Origin of the sequence: Citrobacter sp. C13, assembly GCF_014596815.2 — a bacterium.
In the GTDB taxonomy this organism is placed as follows: Bacteria; Pseudomonadota; Gammaproteobacteria; order Enterobacterales; family Enterobacteriaceae; genus Citrobacter; species Citrobacter portucalensis.
The window spans coordinates 2,843,726-2,860,891 of the sequence record NZ_CP115024.1 but is presented as its reverse complement, the minus strand read 5'-3'; the positions used below and the strand labels follow the sequence as shown (position 1 = coordinate 2,860,891).

Below are 17,166 nucleotides of genomic sequence, written 5' to 3'. Positions count from 1 at the left end.
TTCCCCTTATTCCTCAGCAAATCCTTCGGTAACATCAGGCCAGCTAATTTCACCGCTGGCCTTGTCGATACTGGTATAAGCCACGGGAGGTGACGTTTGTGGGTCGGCCCCTCCACGGCACAATGCGGTTTGATGATCCTCGCGCACGATAATTTCAATGGCCTTTTTAGCATTCCAGCTTTCATAAAAGATACATTGGTGGTCGTGACGTAGCCCAAGGGTGGCGACTCTTGTTGCTTTGTCTGTCGACAACGGGTTGATGTCGCCGCGATAGTGGTCACCGCTGTTTATAGCCTGTAACTGCGACTTTTTTAACCAGCCGCGTATGATTTGGCGATCGGTGGTGTAATAGACCGCTTCCATAAAATCATCGTTGGATTGTTCTTGTACAGAGACGAGGTCGCCGGGCACTAAAAATACGGACGGGCTGCGACACTGTTCGGTTGGCATCGCATAGAACCATGCGCGGGTGTCTCCTGTTACCTGATAGTGGTTTGCGGAGGAGGAGGGTAAGAACCCGCGCTGCGACATCGCTTTATTTGCCCATGTCTGGCAAGACGCGCTTACTGCAAGCGGACTGGATAACGGCGTTAACCCAACTACCGAGACCCAGCCGGTGGCGAAGGTTCCTTTAGCGTCCCGATAACGTACGTAACGATAAGGTTCATCTTTGGAAAGCATGCCCGTGCTTTTGTAGCGCTGTGAACTCCTGAGCACCTCGACGGTGTCGCCATTGACCATGAACGCGGGGAGTTGACACTCTGTTGCTGGTGCAGAATAGAAATGCAGGCGTGAGTCGGTTTTTACTTTGGCAGACTCATAAAGGTAGTTTGCCTCTCCGGCTGCTGTTCCGGCAATCGTCTCACAGTCCAGTTTTGCTGAACAAAACGGTGACGCGCCGAGCAGGATGAATGCTGCAAAAAGCTGCTTATCCATTTTTTTCATTCTTCCCTGTTAACACTCACGTTAAACCGTACGGTTACGATTTCAGTTCCCGCCACTCGCCGTTAGCAAGATTTTCCAGCGTGTAATCCCCCATGGCATAGCGGATGAGGCGCAGCGTAGGAAATCCAACATGCGCTGTCATACGACGTACCTGACGGTTGCGGCCTTCATATAAGGTAACTTTCAACCAGCTGGTGGGAATGTTTTTCCGTTCCCGAATCGGCGGATTTCTCGGCCACAGCCATACGGGTTCCTCTACTACTTCAATGCCTGCGGGTAGCGTGGGGCCATCATTGAGCGTTACTCCGTTACGCAGGGCGTCCAGCGCTTCTGCTGTCGGCTCGCCTTCAACCTGGACGTAATAAATTTTCCCGGTACGCTTACCGGGTTGCGTTAACCGCGCCTGCAGCGCGCCGTCATTGGTTAGCACCAAAAGCCCTTCGCTGTCCCGGTCGAGTCGGCCCGCCGCATAAATTCCCGGCACGGGAATAAAATCTTTTAACGTGCTTCTGCCAGCCTCGTCAGTAAATTGTGGCAAAACATCGTAGGGTTTATTGAACAAAACCACGCGTTTTGGCTGGTTTTCTTTACGCTGCTTAGTGACTTGTCGTGAGCTGAATCGCTCAACCCGGTGATTTCTAAAAGAAGTTTTTTGCATGGTATTTTCAGATTATATCAATTGCCGCATTATAGCCTAAGAACGAGTGTCTTTCATGGCGGCGAACAATAGGGTAGTATTGACACGCTCATTACAAATCATTAACAAAAAGTTGCTCTAACGCATCCGTGTAGCAGGACGCAAACGCACATGCAGCGTGATGACAGACGAGCAGAACCAGAAGCGCTCGAAGGAGAGGTGAATGGAAAGCAAAGTAGTTGTTCCGGCGGAAGGTAAGAAGATCACCCTGCAAAACGGCAAACTCAACGTTCCTGAAAATCCGATTATCCCGTTCATTGAAGGCGACGGTATCGGCGTTGATGTAACCCCACCGATGATCAAAGTTGTCGATGCTGCTGTCGAGAAAGCCTATAAAGGCGAGCGTAAAATCTCCTGGATGGAAATCTACACCGGCGAGAAATCCACTCAGGTTTATGGCCAGGACGTCTGGCTGCCTGCTGAAACCTTAGATCTGATTCGTGAATATCGTGTTGCCATTAAAGGCCCTCTGACCACCCCTGTTGGCGGCGGTATTCGCTCTCTGAACGTAGCTCTGCGTCAGGAACTTGACCTGTATGTCTGCCTGCGTCCGGTGCGTTATTATCAGGGCACACCAAGCCCGGTTAAACACCCTGAACTGACCGACATGGTCATCTTCCGCGAAAACTCCGAAGATATCTACGCGGGTATCGAGTGGAAAGCTGACTCTGCCGATGCTGAGAAAGTGATTAAATTCCTGCGCGAAGAGATGGGCGTGAAGAAAATCCGCTTCCCGGAACATTGCGGCATTGGTATCAAACCGTGTTCTGAAGAAGGGACTAAACGTCTGGTGCGTGCAGCGATTGAATACGCCATCGCCAACGATCGTGATTCAGTTACCCTGGTACACAAAGGCAACATCATGAAGTTCACCGAAGGCGCGTTCAAAGACTGGGGTTACCAGTTAGCGCGTGAAGAATTCGGTGGTGAACTGATCGACGGCGGTCCATGGGTGAAAATCAAGAACCCGAAAACCGGTAAAGAGATCGTGGTTAAGGACGTTATCGCCGATGCGTTCCTGCAACAGATCCTGCTGCGTCCGGCTGAGTATGACGTGATTGCCTGTATGAACCTGAACGGTGACTACATCTCCGATGCGCTGGCCGCACAGGTTGGTGGTATTGGTATCGCGCCGGGTGCAAACATCGGTGACGAATGCGCTCTGTTCGAAGCAACCCACGGTACTGCACCGAAGTATGCAGGTCAGGATAAAGTGAACCCAGGTTCCATCATTCTGTCTGCTGAAATGATGCTGCGTCATATGGAATGGTTCGAAGCGGCTGACCTTATCGTTAAAGGTATGGAAGGCGCTATCAACAACAAGACCGTGACCTATGACTTCGAACGTCTGATGGAAGGCGCTAAGCTGCTGAAATGTTCAGAGTTTGGTGACGCGATCATCGAAAACATGTAATTCAGATTCTGGGTTGTATGCGAACGGGAGCCTGATGGTTCCCGTTTTTTATTGTTAGCTTTCTAACGGTTATCAAAATTTTATCAAAATAATTTATCAATACGGTGATTACGATCCACATTTGTAGTTGTTAGCTTCCAACTGGATTTGTGGGAGGTACAATATCGAATGATTGATGCCTTAATGCAAGATTATGTCATTTATGACATTTTGCTTTTTTTATGGTGAAGTTGTGCTAAGATAAGGGCATTGATGTTAAAGGTGATGCTATGATTATTAATTTTGGTGCTAAAAATTTCTTCAGTTTTAAAGAAGGATTCGACATTTCATTTGAATTAGGAAAAACTTGTCCGGATAACATATCAAAAGGGAAAACTATTTCAAATATTTTATGTGTTAAAGGTGCCAATGGTTCTGGGAAGACCAATATCCTTAAAGCTATTGATTTTTTATCGAATTTTATAACATCGTCCTTTGATAATAAAGTAGATGATTATCTTTTATTTGATCCTTACTTCAATAGCGAAGAAGTCTCAGAGTTTTATGTTACATTCTCTGTGGATGGGATAGTTTATAGATATGAGGCAGACCTTACTGAGGTTGAAGTTAGACGTGAAGCTCTATTTAAGAAAATTAAAAGAGAAGTTAAAGTAATCGAAAGGATTGGCGATACCATTTCTTACGCCACAAAGGAATATGAAGAACTAAAAAAAATAAGAATGAGAAAAAATGTTTCTTTATTCATTATGGCAAGACAATATGGGGTTAAAAGTGTAGAGCCTATTTATCAGTGTTTCACAAACATCATTTCAAACGTAAGCTACTCTGGACTTCGAGAACAAACCCATTCAATTGATGTGGTTAATAAGTTTTATTACGAAAATGAAGATGTTTTTACTTTTGCTAAAGAAATAATAAAAAAATTCGACCCTTCAATTCATGATATTTACATTGCTAAGAAACTTGATGACGATGGTAAGGATGTATATAAGCCATGGTTTGTATTTGAAATTGATGAACAAAGACATATTCTCGGACTTAATCAACAGTCAAGTGGTACTAAATCACTCTATAAACAACTTGGAAGTTATAAGGCGGTATTAGTCTTAGGCGGATTATTGGTGTTAGATGAGTTTGATATTAACCTACACCCACATATATTGCCTCATTTATTAGAGTTTTTCTTGAACGAAGAAACTAATTCAGATAACGCACAATTGATATTTACAACTCATAATACTGAAATATTGGACTTTTTAGGAAAGCATAGAACATATTTAGTAAATAAAGAAAATTCGGAAAGTTATTGCTATAGGCTTGATGAAATCCCAAGTGATATACTGAGGAATGATCGGTTAATATCTCCAGCCTATAACCAAGGAAAACTTGGAGGGGTTCCGAAATTATGAGAAAAGAGTTCGGAAACATTAAAAAAATAATTTCTTGCAATCATTTGACGGACTTGCAAGTTTAGATGCTGACAATTGTAATCTTGCTTTAAGATGCAAGTTTAACTTTTCCTATTTTGATGCAAATCAAAAAGTCTCCGGCAAAATTTCAGATTGGAGCTTGGAGAACATTAGCGATTTTTTTAACAAATTAATAGATTACTCTACGCGCTCTTTGGGTGAGTTGCAGCAGATGAGAATAGGGACAAATCGAAAAAGCTTATTGTCTCTTTATGACAAATATCCTCATAATAGCCTTTTCGCTCAGCCAAAAAACGTTCCTCATCAAGCGCGGTGGGGGCGCTTCAGACTTGATCAAAACAAAAGATTAATTGGTTTTGTTGTACCAGATGAGTACCACGGAATTAAACACAATGCAACTGGTATGGTCTATGATAAGAATACATTTTACATTGTTTTTATTGACAATGAACACCAGTTTTATCCTTTGAAGAAGTGAGTGAGTATATAAATGGTCTCGCTGATGGCTATCTAATTATTATAGCCTCAGCGAGTTTTGTATAATGACTTAAGGTTTCGTTTGATTTATAGTTAACTAATTATTTTAGTCCACTCTTTACCGCGGTCGTCATGATAGCTATCAGTTTGTCTCTGTGATTTATGACCCAGTAGTTCTTTCGTATTTACCCCCTGTGCTTCATACAGTCTTTCGGCCAAAGATCTCTGTTCGTGAAAAGTAGATGGCGTCTTACCTTCCTCTAGTGGGATCTGTGCTTTATCGCGAGCTTTGCTGAAATTTGTGGTCAATGTATTTGACCTAACCTGAGCACAACGAGCTGATTGTGAGGTTGCCCGGAAAAAATGGACCAGGTAAGGGCTCACTGCATAGTCCCTACAGCGAGCAACAACATCCCTCAGACTCCATCCAATACAATCGAGCCGAAGTGATAAGGGGATTGCTAACTTGCTTCCCGTTTTTTCCTGGATTACATGTAAATGATCATCCCAGATATCGGTGAATTTCATTTCAGAAATATCGCCAAGTCTCTGTGCGGTTAGTAAGGCGAGCAGCATAGCGTTGCCCATATACTTATGGTTAGAATCCGCAATGGCAAAAATCTTCTGCCATTCTTCCAGATTAAGCCGTTGTCGTGTTATGCGACGCCTCGGTTGTTTGGTCGCTAATGCGGGGTTATAACCTGGTGGTACTTCGCCTGCGTGTTGCGCTTCTTTAAACACATCGATTAAGACGGAGCGGATCACCTGAGCCATTCTTGGCTGCCCATCAGCTATGTACTCATCAAGAATTTGGGCTATATCACGTACATCAACAGCAGATATAAGCTTCATTCCTGCCCGTTCCTTTAAAAGGGCGACTGGTTTTGCTTTCTGAATCGCCACAGATAATCTAGACACTTCCGAGCCGTTGATAATACTGGTTTTCATATTCTGTCGGTGACATCTGATCGCTAGAACCATGCCGACGCTTACTGTTATAAAACATTTCGATGTAATCAAAAATATCACTGCGGGCTTCTTCCCGCGTTCCGTAGATCTTTTTCTTTATCCGTTCGCGTTTCAACAACTGGAAAAAGCTTTCTGCAACCGCATTATCATGGCAGTTACCGCGACGGCTCATGCTGCCCTCCAGGCCGTGTGATTTCAGGAAAGACTGCCACTCATGGCTTGTGTACTGACTGCCCTGATCCGAATGAACCAGCACCTGTTTTTGGGGATTACGCCGCCATACAGCCATCAGCAGTGCGTTCAGGACAATGTCCTTTGTCATCCGGGATTGCATGGACCAGCCGATAATTTTGCGTGAGAACAGATCAACAACCACAGCAAGATACAGCCAGCCTTCGTGGGTCCTGATGTAGGTTATGTCTGTTACCCAACGCTCATCAGGAGCATCCGGATTGAACTGTCGCTGGAGCCTGTTGGGCGACACGATACTGGCCTCGCCTTTACGTGCCCGCGGGCTCCGGTATCCGACCTGAGCCTTTATCCCGACACGTTTCATCAGTCGCCAGACTCTGTTCACTCCGCACTGTTGCCCGCTGTCCCGCAGATCCAGATGGATTTTGCGATAACCATAGACGCATCCCGATTCCAGCCAGAACTGTTTAATCTGTCCTGTCAGTCTCAGGTCTGCCTGATGGCGTTGAGAATGCGGCTGCTGAAGCCAGGCGTAAAAACCACTGGGATGAACATCCAGCACCCGACAGAGCAGGCGAACAGGCCAGCAACAGGTGTTGTCACGGATAAAGGCGTACCTCAGTCGGACAGCTTTGCGAAGTACGCCGCGGCTTTTTTTAATATGTCCCGTTCGTCGGTAACCCGCTTCAGCTCTTTCTGGAGACGACGGATCTCGGCCTGAGCATCTGACTGTTCTTTATTAGTGGAAGAATCCGGACCGTACTTCTTTATCCAGGCGTAAAGGCTGTGGGTGGTGATATCGAGACGTGTTGCCACGCTGGCAACAGAATAACCGCGATCAACAACCTGTTTGACTGCTTCAGTTTTAAACTCTTCGGGATAACGCTTACCGCTCATGGGCACCTCTCTTTAAGCCATCTTAAATGACTCTGAGGTGTCTGTTAAACCCGTGGCGATTCATTCTGCTTATATGTATTGAGCTTAATATCACCAGATTGGCACCTTTCTTCCTGAATCTTCCAGTAGCGATCAAGCCAGGTAACGGTGGTTATAGCTTTACCTTTGCTGGTGGCGATAATGTCAGTTACAGCCAGTATCTGGCGTGATTGTTGCTCAGCTAGGCGCTTGTTTGCTTCAATAGCGATAGCTGTTGCTTCCGCTTCATCTGTCCCTAAACTATGGAATTTTCCTGTTATAGGATGCTTGTAACGCCAGTATATTTTATTAACTTTGCGGCTTAACAATGGGTATAGATTAGGCACGGAAACGTTATTCTTACGTGGACGAGCTGCCATCGCTGAGAATCCTTAATAATTTAGGTGAATCAGATTTCTTGATTACTGGCGCGGCCAATTCTCCAACCAATTCAGCATCCTCCCTAACTCTCCAGAGGCGTCCCTGTTTCATAGCGGGTGGGGAGAAGAGATTCTGTTTAGCGTACCGTCTCAGGGTCGATACGCTTGGTGGATTGCTTCGGTATTTATCTGCTGCCCATTCTTCAAGAGTTAACATCTGAATCATGCGTTTATCTCCACTTAAACCGGCTGCACCCGGTTATCGCTCTGCGTTAATTAACGCTCTAGGCTATCAACCTAAGCGTCCGTTAATTCCGATAATGGTAGGGAGAATAGAGTGTAAATAGACCCGTTTTAGTTCCAGGCATTTTTTGAGATCCCGGCCAAATGATTGTGTTGCCGATATTCCTCCGGCGTCATATTGTTCAGTGATTCATGCGGGCGTTCACAGTTATATTCTGACACCCATCTTTCCGTGATTTCCCGCACTTCATTCAGCGTTCTGAACAGATAAAAATCGAGTATTTCTGTACGGTATGTTCGGTTAAAGCGCTCAATAAAAGCGTTCTGCGTCGGCTTACCCGGCTGAATAAATTCCAGTTTTACTGCATGTTGCTCTGCCCATTCAGCCAGTGCAAGTGAGATAAATTCCGGACCATTATCCATGCGTAGCATGACCGGATAGCCGCGATTTGCCGCGATCCTGTCGAGTACACGGACCACGCGCAAAGCTGGCAGATTCAGATCGATTTCAATCGACAATGCCTCACGGTTAAAGTCATCAACGACATTGAACGTGCGAAAACGACGGCCACAGACCAGAGCATCATGCATAAAATCGACAGACCAGCTCTGGTTCAGCGCTTCCGGTGTGGCCAGTGGCGAGGGATTACGCACCGGCAACCGTTGTTTGCCTTTACGGCGAAAATTCAGCTTCAGCAGACAATAAATACGATGGATCCTTTTGTGATTCCACGGGTATCCCTGCCGCCGCAGAACCTGGAAAAGTTTTGGAAAACCGTACCGTGGGTATCGCTCTGCCACTGCCTGTAACGCGACAATAACGGGTTCGTCACGCGTGGTATCCGGACGGTAATGGTAAACCGTTCTGCTCAGGTTCAGACTCCGGCAGGCCTGACGGATACTGAGTCCAAATGTCGTAATCAGATGAGTGACCAGCTCACGCTTAAAGGCTGGTTTTAAAGCTTTTTTTCGATAACGTCTTTCAGCGCCCGGTTCTCAAGGCTCAGGTCGGCAAACATCTGTTTGAGACGTCGATTCTCGTCCTCAAGATCCTTGATCTTTTTAATATCAGAAGCCTCCATGCCGCCGTATCTGGACTTCCAGTTGTAGTAGGTGGCTTCAGAGATACCGGCCTCCCGGCAGACATCTTTAACGGTTCGTCCGGCTTCAACCGATTTAATTACAGCAATGATCTGATGCTCAGTAAAACGGGCTTTACGCATAGCGATCTCCTTTGTTGGCAGAGTGATTATGCCGGAGGGTCTCTAAATGTGAATGGCACGATTATGCGGGATACTTACAAAGTAACCTACCACCTTTTTTCCTTTATTGGTTGCATAGGTATCCGCCACTTACTGTAACTTCGTGATAACAAAGAATTGTTCTGGATCAACTTCATAAATTCTTTGATTTCAAATTGTTATTCACGCACTGAATGATTACTGGTTTCACATGATTAAATTTTAACTTCAAATGAAGTATTCATTATCCTGATAATTAAAAATATTGTTCATTTAGAATGAAACTTTTAATTAGTTATTGCCGCAAACTAAGTTTACATTGCTTTACATGATAACATGCATTGCATATGCAACAATTATTAAGGTGATGATAGTTAAATGAAAATAAATAATTCGGCAATGATTCTGGTACTAGGAACGTTGTTCTGTGCACAAGCTCTAGCCGATTCAGAGAATGTAGTAACTGGTGGGTATGCACACACTAAAACGGCGGGAAACAGCTTTAATGGTGTGAATTTCAAGTACGGCTATACACCTGATGAATTTGACCTAGGTGTGGTTTCTTCTCTTACGATAACAGCGAATAGTAATGATGATATTGATCGTGGTTATGGTTCAGCTCTGGTTGGTGCAAGTTACCGTGTGAATGATGTTTTGAAACCTTATGTGATGATAGGTGTGGGCCGAGGTGCTGTTAAAACTGATGGCGATACCGATACTTCTACGGGCTTTGCATACAGTGCGGGAATCCAGTTAACCCCCATTTCTGGATTTACTGTTGATGCAGGCTATGAGGGCTCTAAGGTCTTTGGTTCACAGGTTAATAGCTTTGTTGTTGGCGCTGGATGGAAATTCTAAGGAATTAATAAATGAAATATTTGATGATGGTAGTTTGCGCTTTATCAGTAGTCTCGCTATCTGGCTGTAAGAGTCTGGATCAGCGTTTAAGTGAATGTGAAGCTCATGGCGTTGACAGAAATATTTGCTATGAACAGGACCAGGCTAATCAGCGCCAGTATCAGCAAACTAGTGCCACCCTAAGTAGTGCGAATACAATGGCAGATGCTTACAAAGAAGGCAGCGGCGATAGCAACAAGAAAAAGCACAAGTCTAAATTAGATAAGTTTTTTGGTGATTAATTTTCGGTGGGTATAATGAAAAAACTAATTGCGGTTTTTATTATTTCTTCTGCACTGATTTCTAACTATGTTCAGGCAACTACTAAAGTTTCCGAACCGCATATTAACTCAGCAAAAAAATCAGGTGCGAAACAGTGGAAGGGAATGAAGTTAGAAGTAACTAAGAATGGCCTTACAGTAGATGGTAAACCAGCAGCGGTATCAGAAACGAATACGGAGGCGACTGTATATCAGCAAGGGCTGTTTTCGTATGTCGTTTATGTAAATGGCAAGATTGCTGTGATGGATGATAAAAACCAGTTTCAGGGCTATGCAAAATAAGATTTGGCTTATCGACTGAAGTTATTAAGAGAATTTGGATAAGTTTCACAGCACAATAACATAATCTGAAATTTAAAGAAGCATGTGAAAGAAGTAGTAGGATAATTTCTACAGCCTCCAACCATCATCGGAGGCTTTTTTTACGGATAAAAAGAAACCATCAGTCTAAATAACATGCTCCCCGTTGATTAAGGCTAGCGTTCGACCCGTTGAACTCACAGCTCATAGCGGACCTCAGCGGCAATAAAAGCTTTACCATCCAAGTTTGCTAATAGCGGTAGCGCTGGCGTGAAAAACTTGGATTGTTGTTTAAAACTCTTCCCCAAAACTAAAAACAAAGTTTAGATAATCAATGAGTTGTAAAAGGCAGTTACTGACTGTTTTTGAAAGTAGAAAGCCTGATAATTTCAGCTTTATCAGATGGTTGCTGTGATTTTGACAATGTAATGCTGCGCCCCACATGGGTTGGGTTGAAGCGGCTGACCTGATTGTTAAAGGTATGGAAGGCGCAATAAACGCCAAGACCGTAACCTATGATTTCGAACGTCTGATGGACGGCGCTAAGCTGCTGAAATGTTCAGAGTTTGGTGACGCGATCATCGAAAATATGTAATCCAGATTCTGGGTTGTATGAGAACGGGAGCCGAGAGGTTCCCGTTTTTTTGTGCACAGAAAATCCCAGTTAGGCTGGGGGTTCCGGAAAGCTTTCAGCTTTGGGCCAGTTATTAATATCCCTTTTGATTTGTTAAAACACCTTGCGGTCTGGCAACTGCAAGGGTTAAACAAGAAATCAAAAGGGGGTCCCAATGGGGGGCGAAAAGAGCTTAGCGAACACCCGATGGAACTGTAAATATCATATAGTTTTTGCGCCCAAATACCGAAGACAAACATTCTACGGGTAGAAACGTAGGGCGATAGGCAGCATCTTAAGAAAGCTGTGTGAACGGAAAAGCGTGCGGATCCTGGAAGCTGTGCAGATCATATCCATATGCTTGTGGAAATCCAGCCCAAAATGAGCGTATCCGGCTTTATGGGGTATCTGAAAGGTAAAAGCAATCTGATGTTGTATGAGCAGTTTGGTGATATGAAGTTTAAATACAGGAACAGGAAGTTCTGGTACAGAGGTTACTACGTCGACATGGTAGGTAAGAACACGGCGAAGATAACTGTCTGCAGGAGTACATCAGGACGCAATGCCTGAATTAACTGAGCCAGCTTAATTGCGGATTTCTTATACCTGGGTGTCCAATCAATTAAGCACAGTACAGTGACATTATCATGCGTCATGTCGCCGCAGTGTTCCGCATTAACTATGACTGTAGCCCGATGTGGTGATCTTTCATGCGGGTTTGTCCCTTATGCCTGCTTCTACGGGGCTGAGTGTAAGAAACCGGACTACTAGTTCAACTATCATTATATTAATGGATTATTGTTCTCAACATCTTCCATGTATAAAAGTGTATCGTCAACAGAGTAGTAATGCCGTTTGTTATCATTGACATCCGTAACCCATCGGAAAACGCCAGCATTGATAAGTGTTGCAGTATATTCGCGAAATGTGGATTTCCCGGAATAATGAATCTGGGCTGCTTTTTTTACTTGTTCCGGGTTCTTGTTTGTGCTGACTTTCAATAAGTCTCTTTTCCCTCTTATTAATATTACTTCATCATTTTCTGTAACAACTCTAATGTTATCAGTAGCCAGGTAGTAAATATAATAAGCAATATTCTGGCGTTTCAGTTCAGAGTAAAACCACGGAAAGTTATGTTCCTTTCTCACTTGCTCAAACATCTTTTCAAGAACGTCAACCTGATCCATCAGGATTATAACCTATTGTTAGTCATGAGAGCGTGTAGTGTGCACGATCGGTTTTATCACTTCAATCTGGTCTGACCTTTTGGTACGGACAGCGGAGCCATGAGAGTAATTGCGCGCAGCCCATATACGCGTGCGCACTTGGTGCATGCAATTATTTTTTTGCTGAAAGTTTGTACGGAAATACATGCAGAGCGTTTGCTGCTATGGGATAAACGCCCAGGCCTTCTGTTCTGGCTTTGATTTCCTCGAAAGAGAGTAAAGGGGAGGGTTCTCGTCCGCCCCACAGATTAATGCCTTCAGGAACATCGTCCCGGCTGTACTCCTCGGCGATCTCGATGGTTCCGCCACTATTCAATTCGATCACGACGCTTTTCCCGTCAACAGGAATGAGGTTACCGTCATTGTCTGTGATAAAGATTTTCATTTTCTTACCTCTTATTAGTACATGTATATGATAACAAAATTGGAAAGAGGGATGTCACTATTGCCTTGATCTCTTCAAGGATAATTTTATTTAAAAATCAATTTGTTACGTTGTGATTTTGGAAATGTGACTCGACGCATGGCGACTTTTGTTTCTGTCTACCATGCTCTGTAGAGATAAATTAGAACACGTCAATGCTCATCGCAACGACTGATCAGTTTTCGCTACAGGACATGAGAATGCGCAAAGCACTTTTGCCGGTAACCGCTGCGGTGTGTCTTTTTTTGATCGGTGTTTTTATTCTTAATATGCAGCTTTGGTATTCATCTTCGACAGAAACCCTTGGAGGAGCCCGATATGCCGTTAAAAATATGGATAACATACTTGATGAAGCTTTCCAGGCAACCCGTACCGCAAGGCATATTGCTGAAAAAAAATGTGATCTGGAGGGACAATACCAACTTGGAACCGAAGCTGCACTTCGCCCTCATTTGCGAACGCTGATCATTATCCGGCAGGGGAAGGTTTGGTGTACGTCATTGCCGGGGAATAGGGTTTTACTTAAGCAAATCCCCGTAATTGCTGATACAAATCTGTTGCTGACTCCCGCAAGAAATACGGAAAACGAGATACCTGTTCTGCTGTATCAAACTCGTTTTCAAACCAGTCGTATTATTGTCACTATTAGTGGGGTGCATATTCGAGGGGCTCTGAAAGTTCCGTTAAAGGGAGTAGCATACTCATTGCTTGTGGGTGACGCAGCACTCGGTTTATTGGGCGATGTAAAAACCGTTACAACAAGCGCACGTGCGTCTGGTCAAGTTAATTCCGCAAAGTATCCGTTCAGTATTATTTATAATAAACCGCCACTGTTTAGTGCAAAAAGACTGGTTACACAGGGTTCAGGGATTCTGGTTTTTATCCTGTTAATGTCTTTTGCAGCCGCTTATGCCATTGATAAGTATCTGAACAAGAACGATACCCCTGAAGAAACGTTGCGCAGGGCGATAGTAAAAGGAGAGATCGTGCCTTTTTATCAACCTATCGTAAATGGTCGCGAGGGGACGTTACGCGGTGTTGAAGTGCTGGCCCGATGGAAACATCCAAAAGCCGGGTATATTTCTCCTGCTTCCTTTATACCTGTAGCGGAAAAATCAGGCCTGATAGTGCCACTAACTCAAAGTCTGATGAGGCAGGTCGCGGCGAATATGAACGCCATTGCCAGCAAACTGCCATCCGGCTTCCATGTCGGCATTAACTTCAGCGCATCCCATATCACATCCCCTACATTCGTGCAGGAGTGCCTGCATTACAGGGATAGCTTTAACCGCGATGACCTCAATCTGGTAATCGAAGTTACTGAGCGCGAGCCGTTAGATGTGGATGAAGATCTTGTGCAGAGGCTCAATATCCTGCATGAGAATGGCTTTGTGATTGCGCTGGATGATTTTGGTACGGGCTATTCTGGGCTTTCTTATTTGCATGACCTGCACATTGATTACATTAAAATCGATCAGAGCTTTGTGGGAAGGGTAAATGAGCTTCCCGATTCAACCCGAATTTTGGATTGTGTTCTCGATTTGGCGCGCAAGCTGTCTTTAAGCATCGTTGCTGAAGGGGTTGAAACGAAGGCTCAGCTTGATTATCTCAACAAAAACAACATTGTTTTCCTGCAAGGGTACTATTTCTATAAACCAGTAACCTTCACTGAGTTCGTCATGATTCTGCTGTCAAAGCCTAAAGTGAAGGTTTTTGTCGAATAAATACAAGATAACCTAATTGATGAAAAGTGAGCATGAAATCTGCTTCGGTAGCAAAAATCCGACGATTATCTTTATCGTGAGGCAAATCTCGGATTCTGTTATTTAAAATCTATACCCTTATCGATATGGTGGTTATTTGTGTTTTCATATACAGCAACTGGATAATGGTATGGCAGATATAACATTCGCGATGGAGCGTGATTCAAGTCACAAAGCGGCGAAAAATAAGTTGGATGTGCGAAGCAAAGCGAAGAACACAAATCGCAATCAGCTTGCGATTGCCGCAGTCCTGTTTTTAGGCGGTATCGTCGGGATTATTGTTTTGGCATTATATCTAATGGTGCAGGAAGGGGTATTTCTGTATTAATTGTTTAAATATTCTTATATGTTAAAATAAGATGATGATTATATCTTGTGTCTTCTCTCAGTAATATTCTGCTGGTCAGTAATATTCTGCTGGTCGGGGTATTAGTGTGCCCCGACCAGCAGGATCTTATAAAATTAGAACTGATAATTTAAAGATACCCAGTAGTTACGACCAGGGTTGACGTATCCGGTAGTGGATTGTGCAGTCTGATAATAATCACCTGCGTAGGTGCTATTGCGGCCCACCTGGTACAATTTGACCTCACTAAAGTCTTTATCCAGCACGTTATTAACCGCCGTATTAAGCGTCAGATCTTTGGTCAGCTTATAAGACATCCCCATGTCGACAACGGTCCAGGCTTTTAAATCAGCGCCTTTATCGTCATAGACGGCCTTTTGTACCGCACTAAGGTTGTCGTAATTTTCGGTAAAGCGTGGGGCTTTGCCGCGATAACGTGCGCTGAGCCAGGCGTTCATATCTTCCGTTGCCTGCCAGTTCAGACGGGCGTTAGCCATATGTTTTGGTGTGTAACTTAATGGCGCGCCTTTATTGTCACCATCTTTTTGCTTGCTCTGAGTGTAGGTGTAGTTGAGAGATAAGGTTAGCACATCCGACCATAGAGGGAAGGTGCTGGCAAATTCAACGCCATCGGTCCTTGCCTTGCCGCTGTTGGTATAGCTGTTGGTATTATCATCGATAGAATATGAGACAATTTTATTTTTGTATTCGGTATAGAAGCCGGTAATGTTGGCGTTAAGCCCGGCGTCGTTCTCGTAATACAGCCCGGTTTCGTAGCTAATACTTTCCTCAGGTTTGAGGTCCGGGTTACCGACCGTATTCACCGTTCCCTGTGCGGTTACACCGCTGATCCCGTTATGCAACTGGCTTAGTGATGGTGCTTTATATCCTGTCGTCACGCCGCCTTTGAGCGTCCAGGCGTCGGAAACGTCCCAGACCATATAGGCACGCGGGCTGAGATGACCGCCAAAGACATCGTTATGCTCATAGCGTGTTCCTGCGGTTAAGGCCAGCGAGTTGAGAATATGCCATTCATCTTCCGCATAGGCTGCCCACGTTTTTTGATGGAACGTCTCGCCGGTATTGGCCAGCACCACACCATCTTTCATCCGTGCATCCCAGTATTCTCCGCCAAGGGTTAAGAGGTGTGAATCACCTAATGGCGTCAGCAGCACTGAGTCAAGAATGACGTTGGTGTTCTTCAGTTCACGCGCGTCACCGGCCCGGCCTGCGTTCTCTGGCGTGAGTGCGGAAGATACCAATTGCCGGCCTTTGTTTTCGGTTTCATTCCAGCCGAGGGAGGATTTCCAGGTGCCGAACGTTAAGGCTGTATCGTGGCCGAGGGTCACTTTGTTACGCTCATAGCGTAGCGTTTTATCATACCCCCCTGTCAGGTTGCCCAACTGCCCGTCATCGTTGTCATAGCGCTGTCTGGCGGAGTCGAGATCTAACCATAACGTATTGTTCTCGTTGGTTTTCCAGTCGAGACGCGTGCCAATATTATAGTTTTCCGACTCGGTGGGATAAGGTACGCGGGTGGAGGAGGTATCGCTGAGGGAGGTGACGCTGGAACCCTGACGCTGGGTTGTGCTCCCCCGAACCTGCATATCCAATACGCCCGCAATCAACGGGCCGCTTGACCAGAAGTTGGCGACCGTACTGTTACCCCATTTATTACTCTCTTGCAGGTTAACGCCGGTATTGATGGAAGTGCTCCATTTATCGGTGCTTTTTTTGGTGATGATATTCACCACGCCACCGATTGCGTCGGACCCATAAAGCGTCGACATCGGGCCGCGGATCACCTCAATATGATCGATCGCCGCCAGTGGGGGCATAAAGCTGGTATTCATGGCAGAGAAACCGTTTGGCGTTACGTCGCTGCTGCCGTTTTGACGAATACCGTCAATCAGGATCAAGGTATAGCTGGCAGGCATGCCACGGATGCTGATCTCCAGACCGCCGGTTTTACCGGTGCTGCTTTCAACATCTACCCCTTCAACAGAACGCAGGGCTTCACCTAAGTCATTATATTTATTGGTTTGTAACTCTTGCTGAGAAATAACAGAGACGCTGGCGGCGGCATTGGTGATTTTCTTTTCATAACCGGAAGCGGTTACCACCATGACATCTTCAGCAAATACCAGGGGGCTGGAAAATCCTAAACAGGACAGAACGACAGAGGCAACAGGTTTTAAACGCATAGTCAAACTTCCTTTGTTAAAAATTCAAAGGCAGTAAGATAATTGATGGAAATGATAATACAAATAATTATCATTACAAATTTACATAACTTGTCACTTCTGGTGTTTTTCTTGAATAAATATACATAAATTGTCATGAGTTTTAGATAAGGAATTAGCAGGAAGGAACAATAGTCCGCACAGGCAATTATTAGTTCGGGATTAATATC

General features: G+C 44.7%; 16 protein-coding genes and 4 pseudogenes. 10 read left to right on the top strand and 10 right to left on the bottom strand.

Features of this window, described 5'->3' with window-relative positions:
• Nucleotides 1-6: 6 nt before the first annotated feature.
• Together IB222_RS13720 and rluE are read right to left on the bottom strand one after the other, a co-directional pair.
• The gene (locus tag IB222_RS13720; RefSeq protein WP_126318416.1) at nt 7-945 is read right to left on the bottom strand and encodes a hypothetical protein; all 939 of its coding nucleotides are present in this window, start codon (nt 943-945) and stop codon (nt 7-9) included.
• Nucleotides 946-979: 34 nt separating this feature from the next.
• Entirely contained in the window at nt 980-1,603 is a 624-nt protein-coding gene (rluE, locus tag IB222_RS13715) for a 23S rRNA pseudouridine(2457) synthase RluE (protein ID WP_003832405.1), read from the bottom strand.
• 202 nt (nt 1,604-1,805) lie between these two features.
• Here rluE and icd point away from each other — a divergent pair, with 202 nt between their 5' ends.
• From icd to IB222_RS13700, 3 genes are all read left to right on the top strand, one after another.
• Nucleotides 1,806-3,056 (top strand): NADP-dependent isocitrate dehydrogenase, encoded by a 1,251-nt coding sequence (gene icd / locus IB222_RS13710; protein WP_149385039.1) that lies wholly within the window; start codon nt 1,806-1,808, stop codon nt 3,054-3,056.
• Nucleotides 3,057-3,325: 269 nt separating this feature from the next.
• Nucleotides 3,326-4,465 (top strand): ATP-binding protein, encoded by a 1,140-nt coding sequence (locus IB222_RS13705; protein ID WP_149385038.1) that lies wholly within the window; start codon nt 3,326-3,328, stop codon nt 4,463-4,465.
• 34 nt (nt 4,466-4,499) lie between these two features.
• Complete coding sequence (locus IB222_RS13700) at nt 4,500-4,964, top strand: hypothetical protein (protein WP_149385037.1); 465 nt, start codon at nt 4,500-4,502, stop codon at nt 4,962-4,964.
• Nucleotides 4,965-5,056: 92 nt separating this feature from the next.
• On the opposite strand, the pseudogene IB222_RS13695 reads toward IB222_RS13700, so the two are convergent.
• The 5 genes and pseudogenes from IB222_RS13695 to IB222_RS13675 all read right to left on the bottom strand — a co-directional run.
• A pseudogene (locus tag IB222_RS13695) lies at nt 5,057-5,857 on the bottom strand (tyrosine-type recombinase/integrase); the annotation flags it as partial.
• Nucleotides 5,858-5,873: 16 nt separating this feature from the next.
• A protein-coding gene (locus IB222_RS13690; RefSeq protein ID WP_113772681.1) for an IS3 family transposase occupies nt 5,874-7,021 on the bottom strand; the annotation gives its coding sequence in 2 pieces (ribosomal slippage) (nt 5,874-6,784 and nt 6,784-7,021; 1,149 coding nt in all).
• Between the two features lie 65 nt (nt 7,022-7,086).
• Nucleotides 7,087-7,419, bottom strand: a pseudogene (locus tag IB222_RS13685) (phage integrase Arm DNA-binding domain-containing protein); the annotation flags it as partial.
• A complete protein-coding gene (locus IB222_RS13680) occupies nt 7,400-7,645 on the bottom strand; it encodes an excisionase (protein WP_149384994.1) in 246 nt (81 codons plus the stop codon). The pseudogene IB222_RS13685 and the gene IB222_RS13680, both read right to left, overlap by 20 nt.
• A 128-nt stretch (nt 7,646-7,773) precedes the next feature.
• Nucleotides 7,774-8,885 (bottom strand): IS3 family transposase gene (locus tag IB222_RS13675; RefSeq protein ID WP_103848104.1). Its coding sequence is split into 2 segments (ribosomal slippage): nt 7,774-8,624 and nt 8,624-8,885, totalling 1,113 coding nucleotides; the frame shifts between segments, so codons are not numbered across the junction.
• A 396-nt stretch (nt 8,886-9,281) separates the two neighbouring features.
• Here IB222_RS13675 and IB222_RS13670 point away from each other — a divergent pair.
• The 5 genes and pseudogenes from IB222_RS13670 (at nt 9,282) to tnpA (ending at nt 11,569) form a co-directional block, all read left to right on the top strand.
• Nucleotides 9,282-9,761, top strand: coding sequence for an Ail/Lom family outer membrane beta-barrel protein (locus tag IB222_RS13670; protein WP_148362095.1), 480 nt, complete (start codon nt 9,282-9,284; stop codon nt 9,759-9,761).
• 11 nt (nt 9,762-9,772) lie between these two features.
• Nucleotides 9,773-10,042 (top strand): hypothetical protein, encoded by a 270-nt coding sequence (locus tag IB222_RS13665; protein ID WP_126318412.1) that lies wholly within the window; start codon nt 9,773-9,775, stop codon nt 10,040-10,042.
• Between the two features lie 15 nt (nt 10,043-10,057).
• On the top strand, nt 10,058-10,363 hold the full coding sequence (locus IB222_RS13660; protein WP_186336555.1) for a hypothetical protein: 306 nt from the start codon (nt 10,058-10,060) through the stop codon (nt 10,361-10,363).
• Nucleotides 10,364-10,806: 443 nt separating this feature from the next.
• A pseudogene (locus IB222_RS13655) lies at nt 10,807-10,976 on the top strand (isocitrate/isopropylmalate family dehydrogenase); the annotation flags it as partial.
• A gap of 193 nt (nt 10,977-11,169) precedes the next feature.
• Nucleotides 11,170-11,569 (top strand): annotated as a pseudogene (tnpA, locus tag IB222_RS13650) (IS200/IS605 family transposase).
• 207 nt (nt 11,570-11,776) lie between these two features.
• Here tnpA and IB222_RS13645 read toward each other — a convergent pair.
• Entirely contained in the window at nt 11,777-12,181 is a 405-nt protein-coding gene (locus IB222_RS13645; RefSeq protein WP_063941460.1) for a DUF1398 family protein, read from the bottom strand.
• Nucleotides 12,182-12,332: 151 nt separating this feature from the next.
• Complete coding sequence (locus tag IB222_RS13640; protein WP_149384615.1) at nt 12,333-12,605, bottom strand: hypothetical protein; 273 nt, start codon at nt 12,603-12,605, stop codon at nt 12,333-12,335.
• 239 nt (nt 12,606-12,844) lie between these two features.
• On the opposite strand from IB222_RS13640, the gene IB222_RS13635 reads away from it, so the two are divergent.
• Together IB222_RS13635 and IB222_RS13630 are read left to right on the top strand one after the other, a co-directional pair.
• Nucleotides 12,845-14,368 carry a cyclic diguanylate phosphodiesterase gene (locus IB222_RS13635; RefSeq protein ID WP_149384616.1) on the top strand — a complete coding sequence of 508 codons (1,524 nt, stop codon included), beginning with the start codon at nt 12,845-12,847 and terminating at the stop codon, nt 14,366-14,368.
• A 169-nt stretch (nt 14,369-14,537) separates the two neighbouring features.
• Entirely contained in the window at nt 14,538-14,735 is a 198-nt protein-coding gene (locus tag IB222_RS13630) for a hypothetical protein (RefSeq protein WP_003832412.1), read from the top strand.
• Nucleotides 14,736-14,869: 134 nt separating this feature from the next.
• On the opposite strand, the gene IB222_RS13625 is transcribed toward IB222_RS13630, so the two are convergent.
• Nucleotides 14,870-16,957 (bottom strand): TonB-dependent receptor, encoded by a 2,088-nt coding sequence (locus IB222_RS13625; RefSeq protein ID WP_149384617.1) that lies wholly within the window; start codon nt 16,955-16,957, stop codon nt 14,870-14,872.
• Nucleotides 16,958-17,166 lie beyond the last annotated feature (209 nt).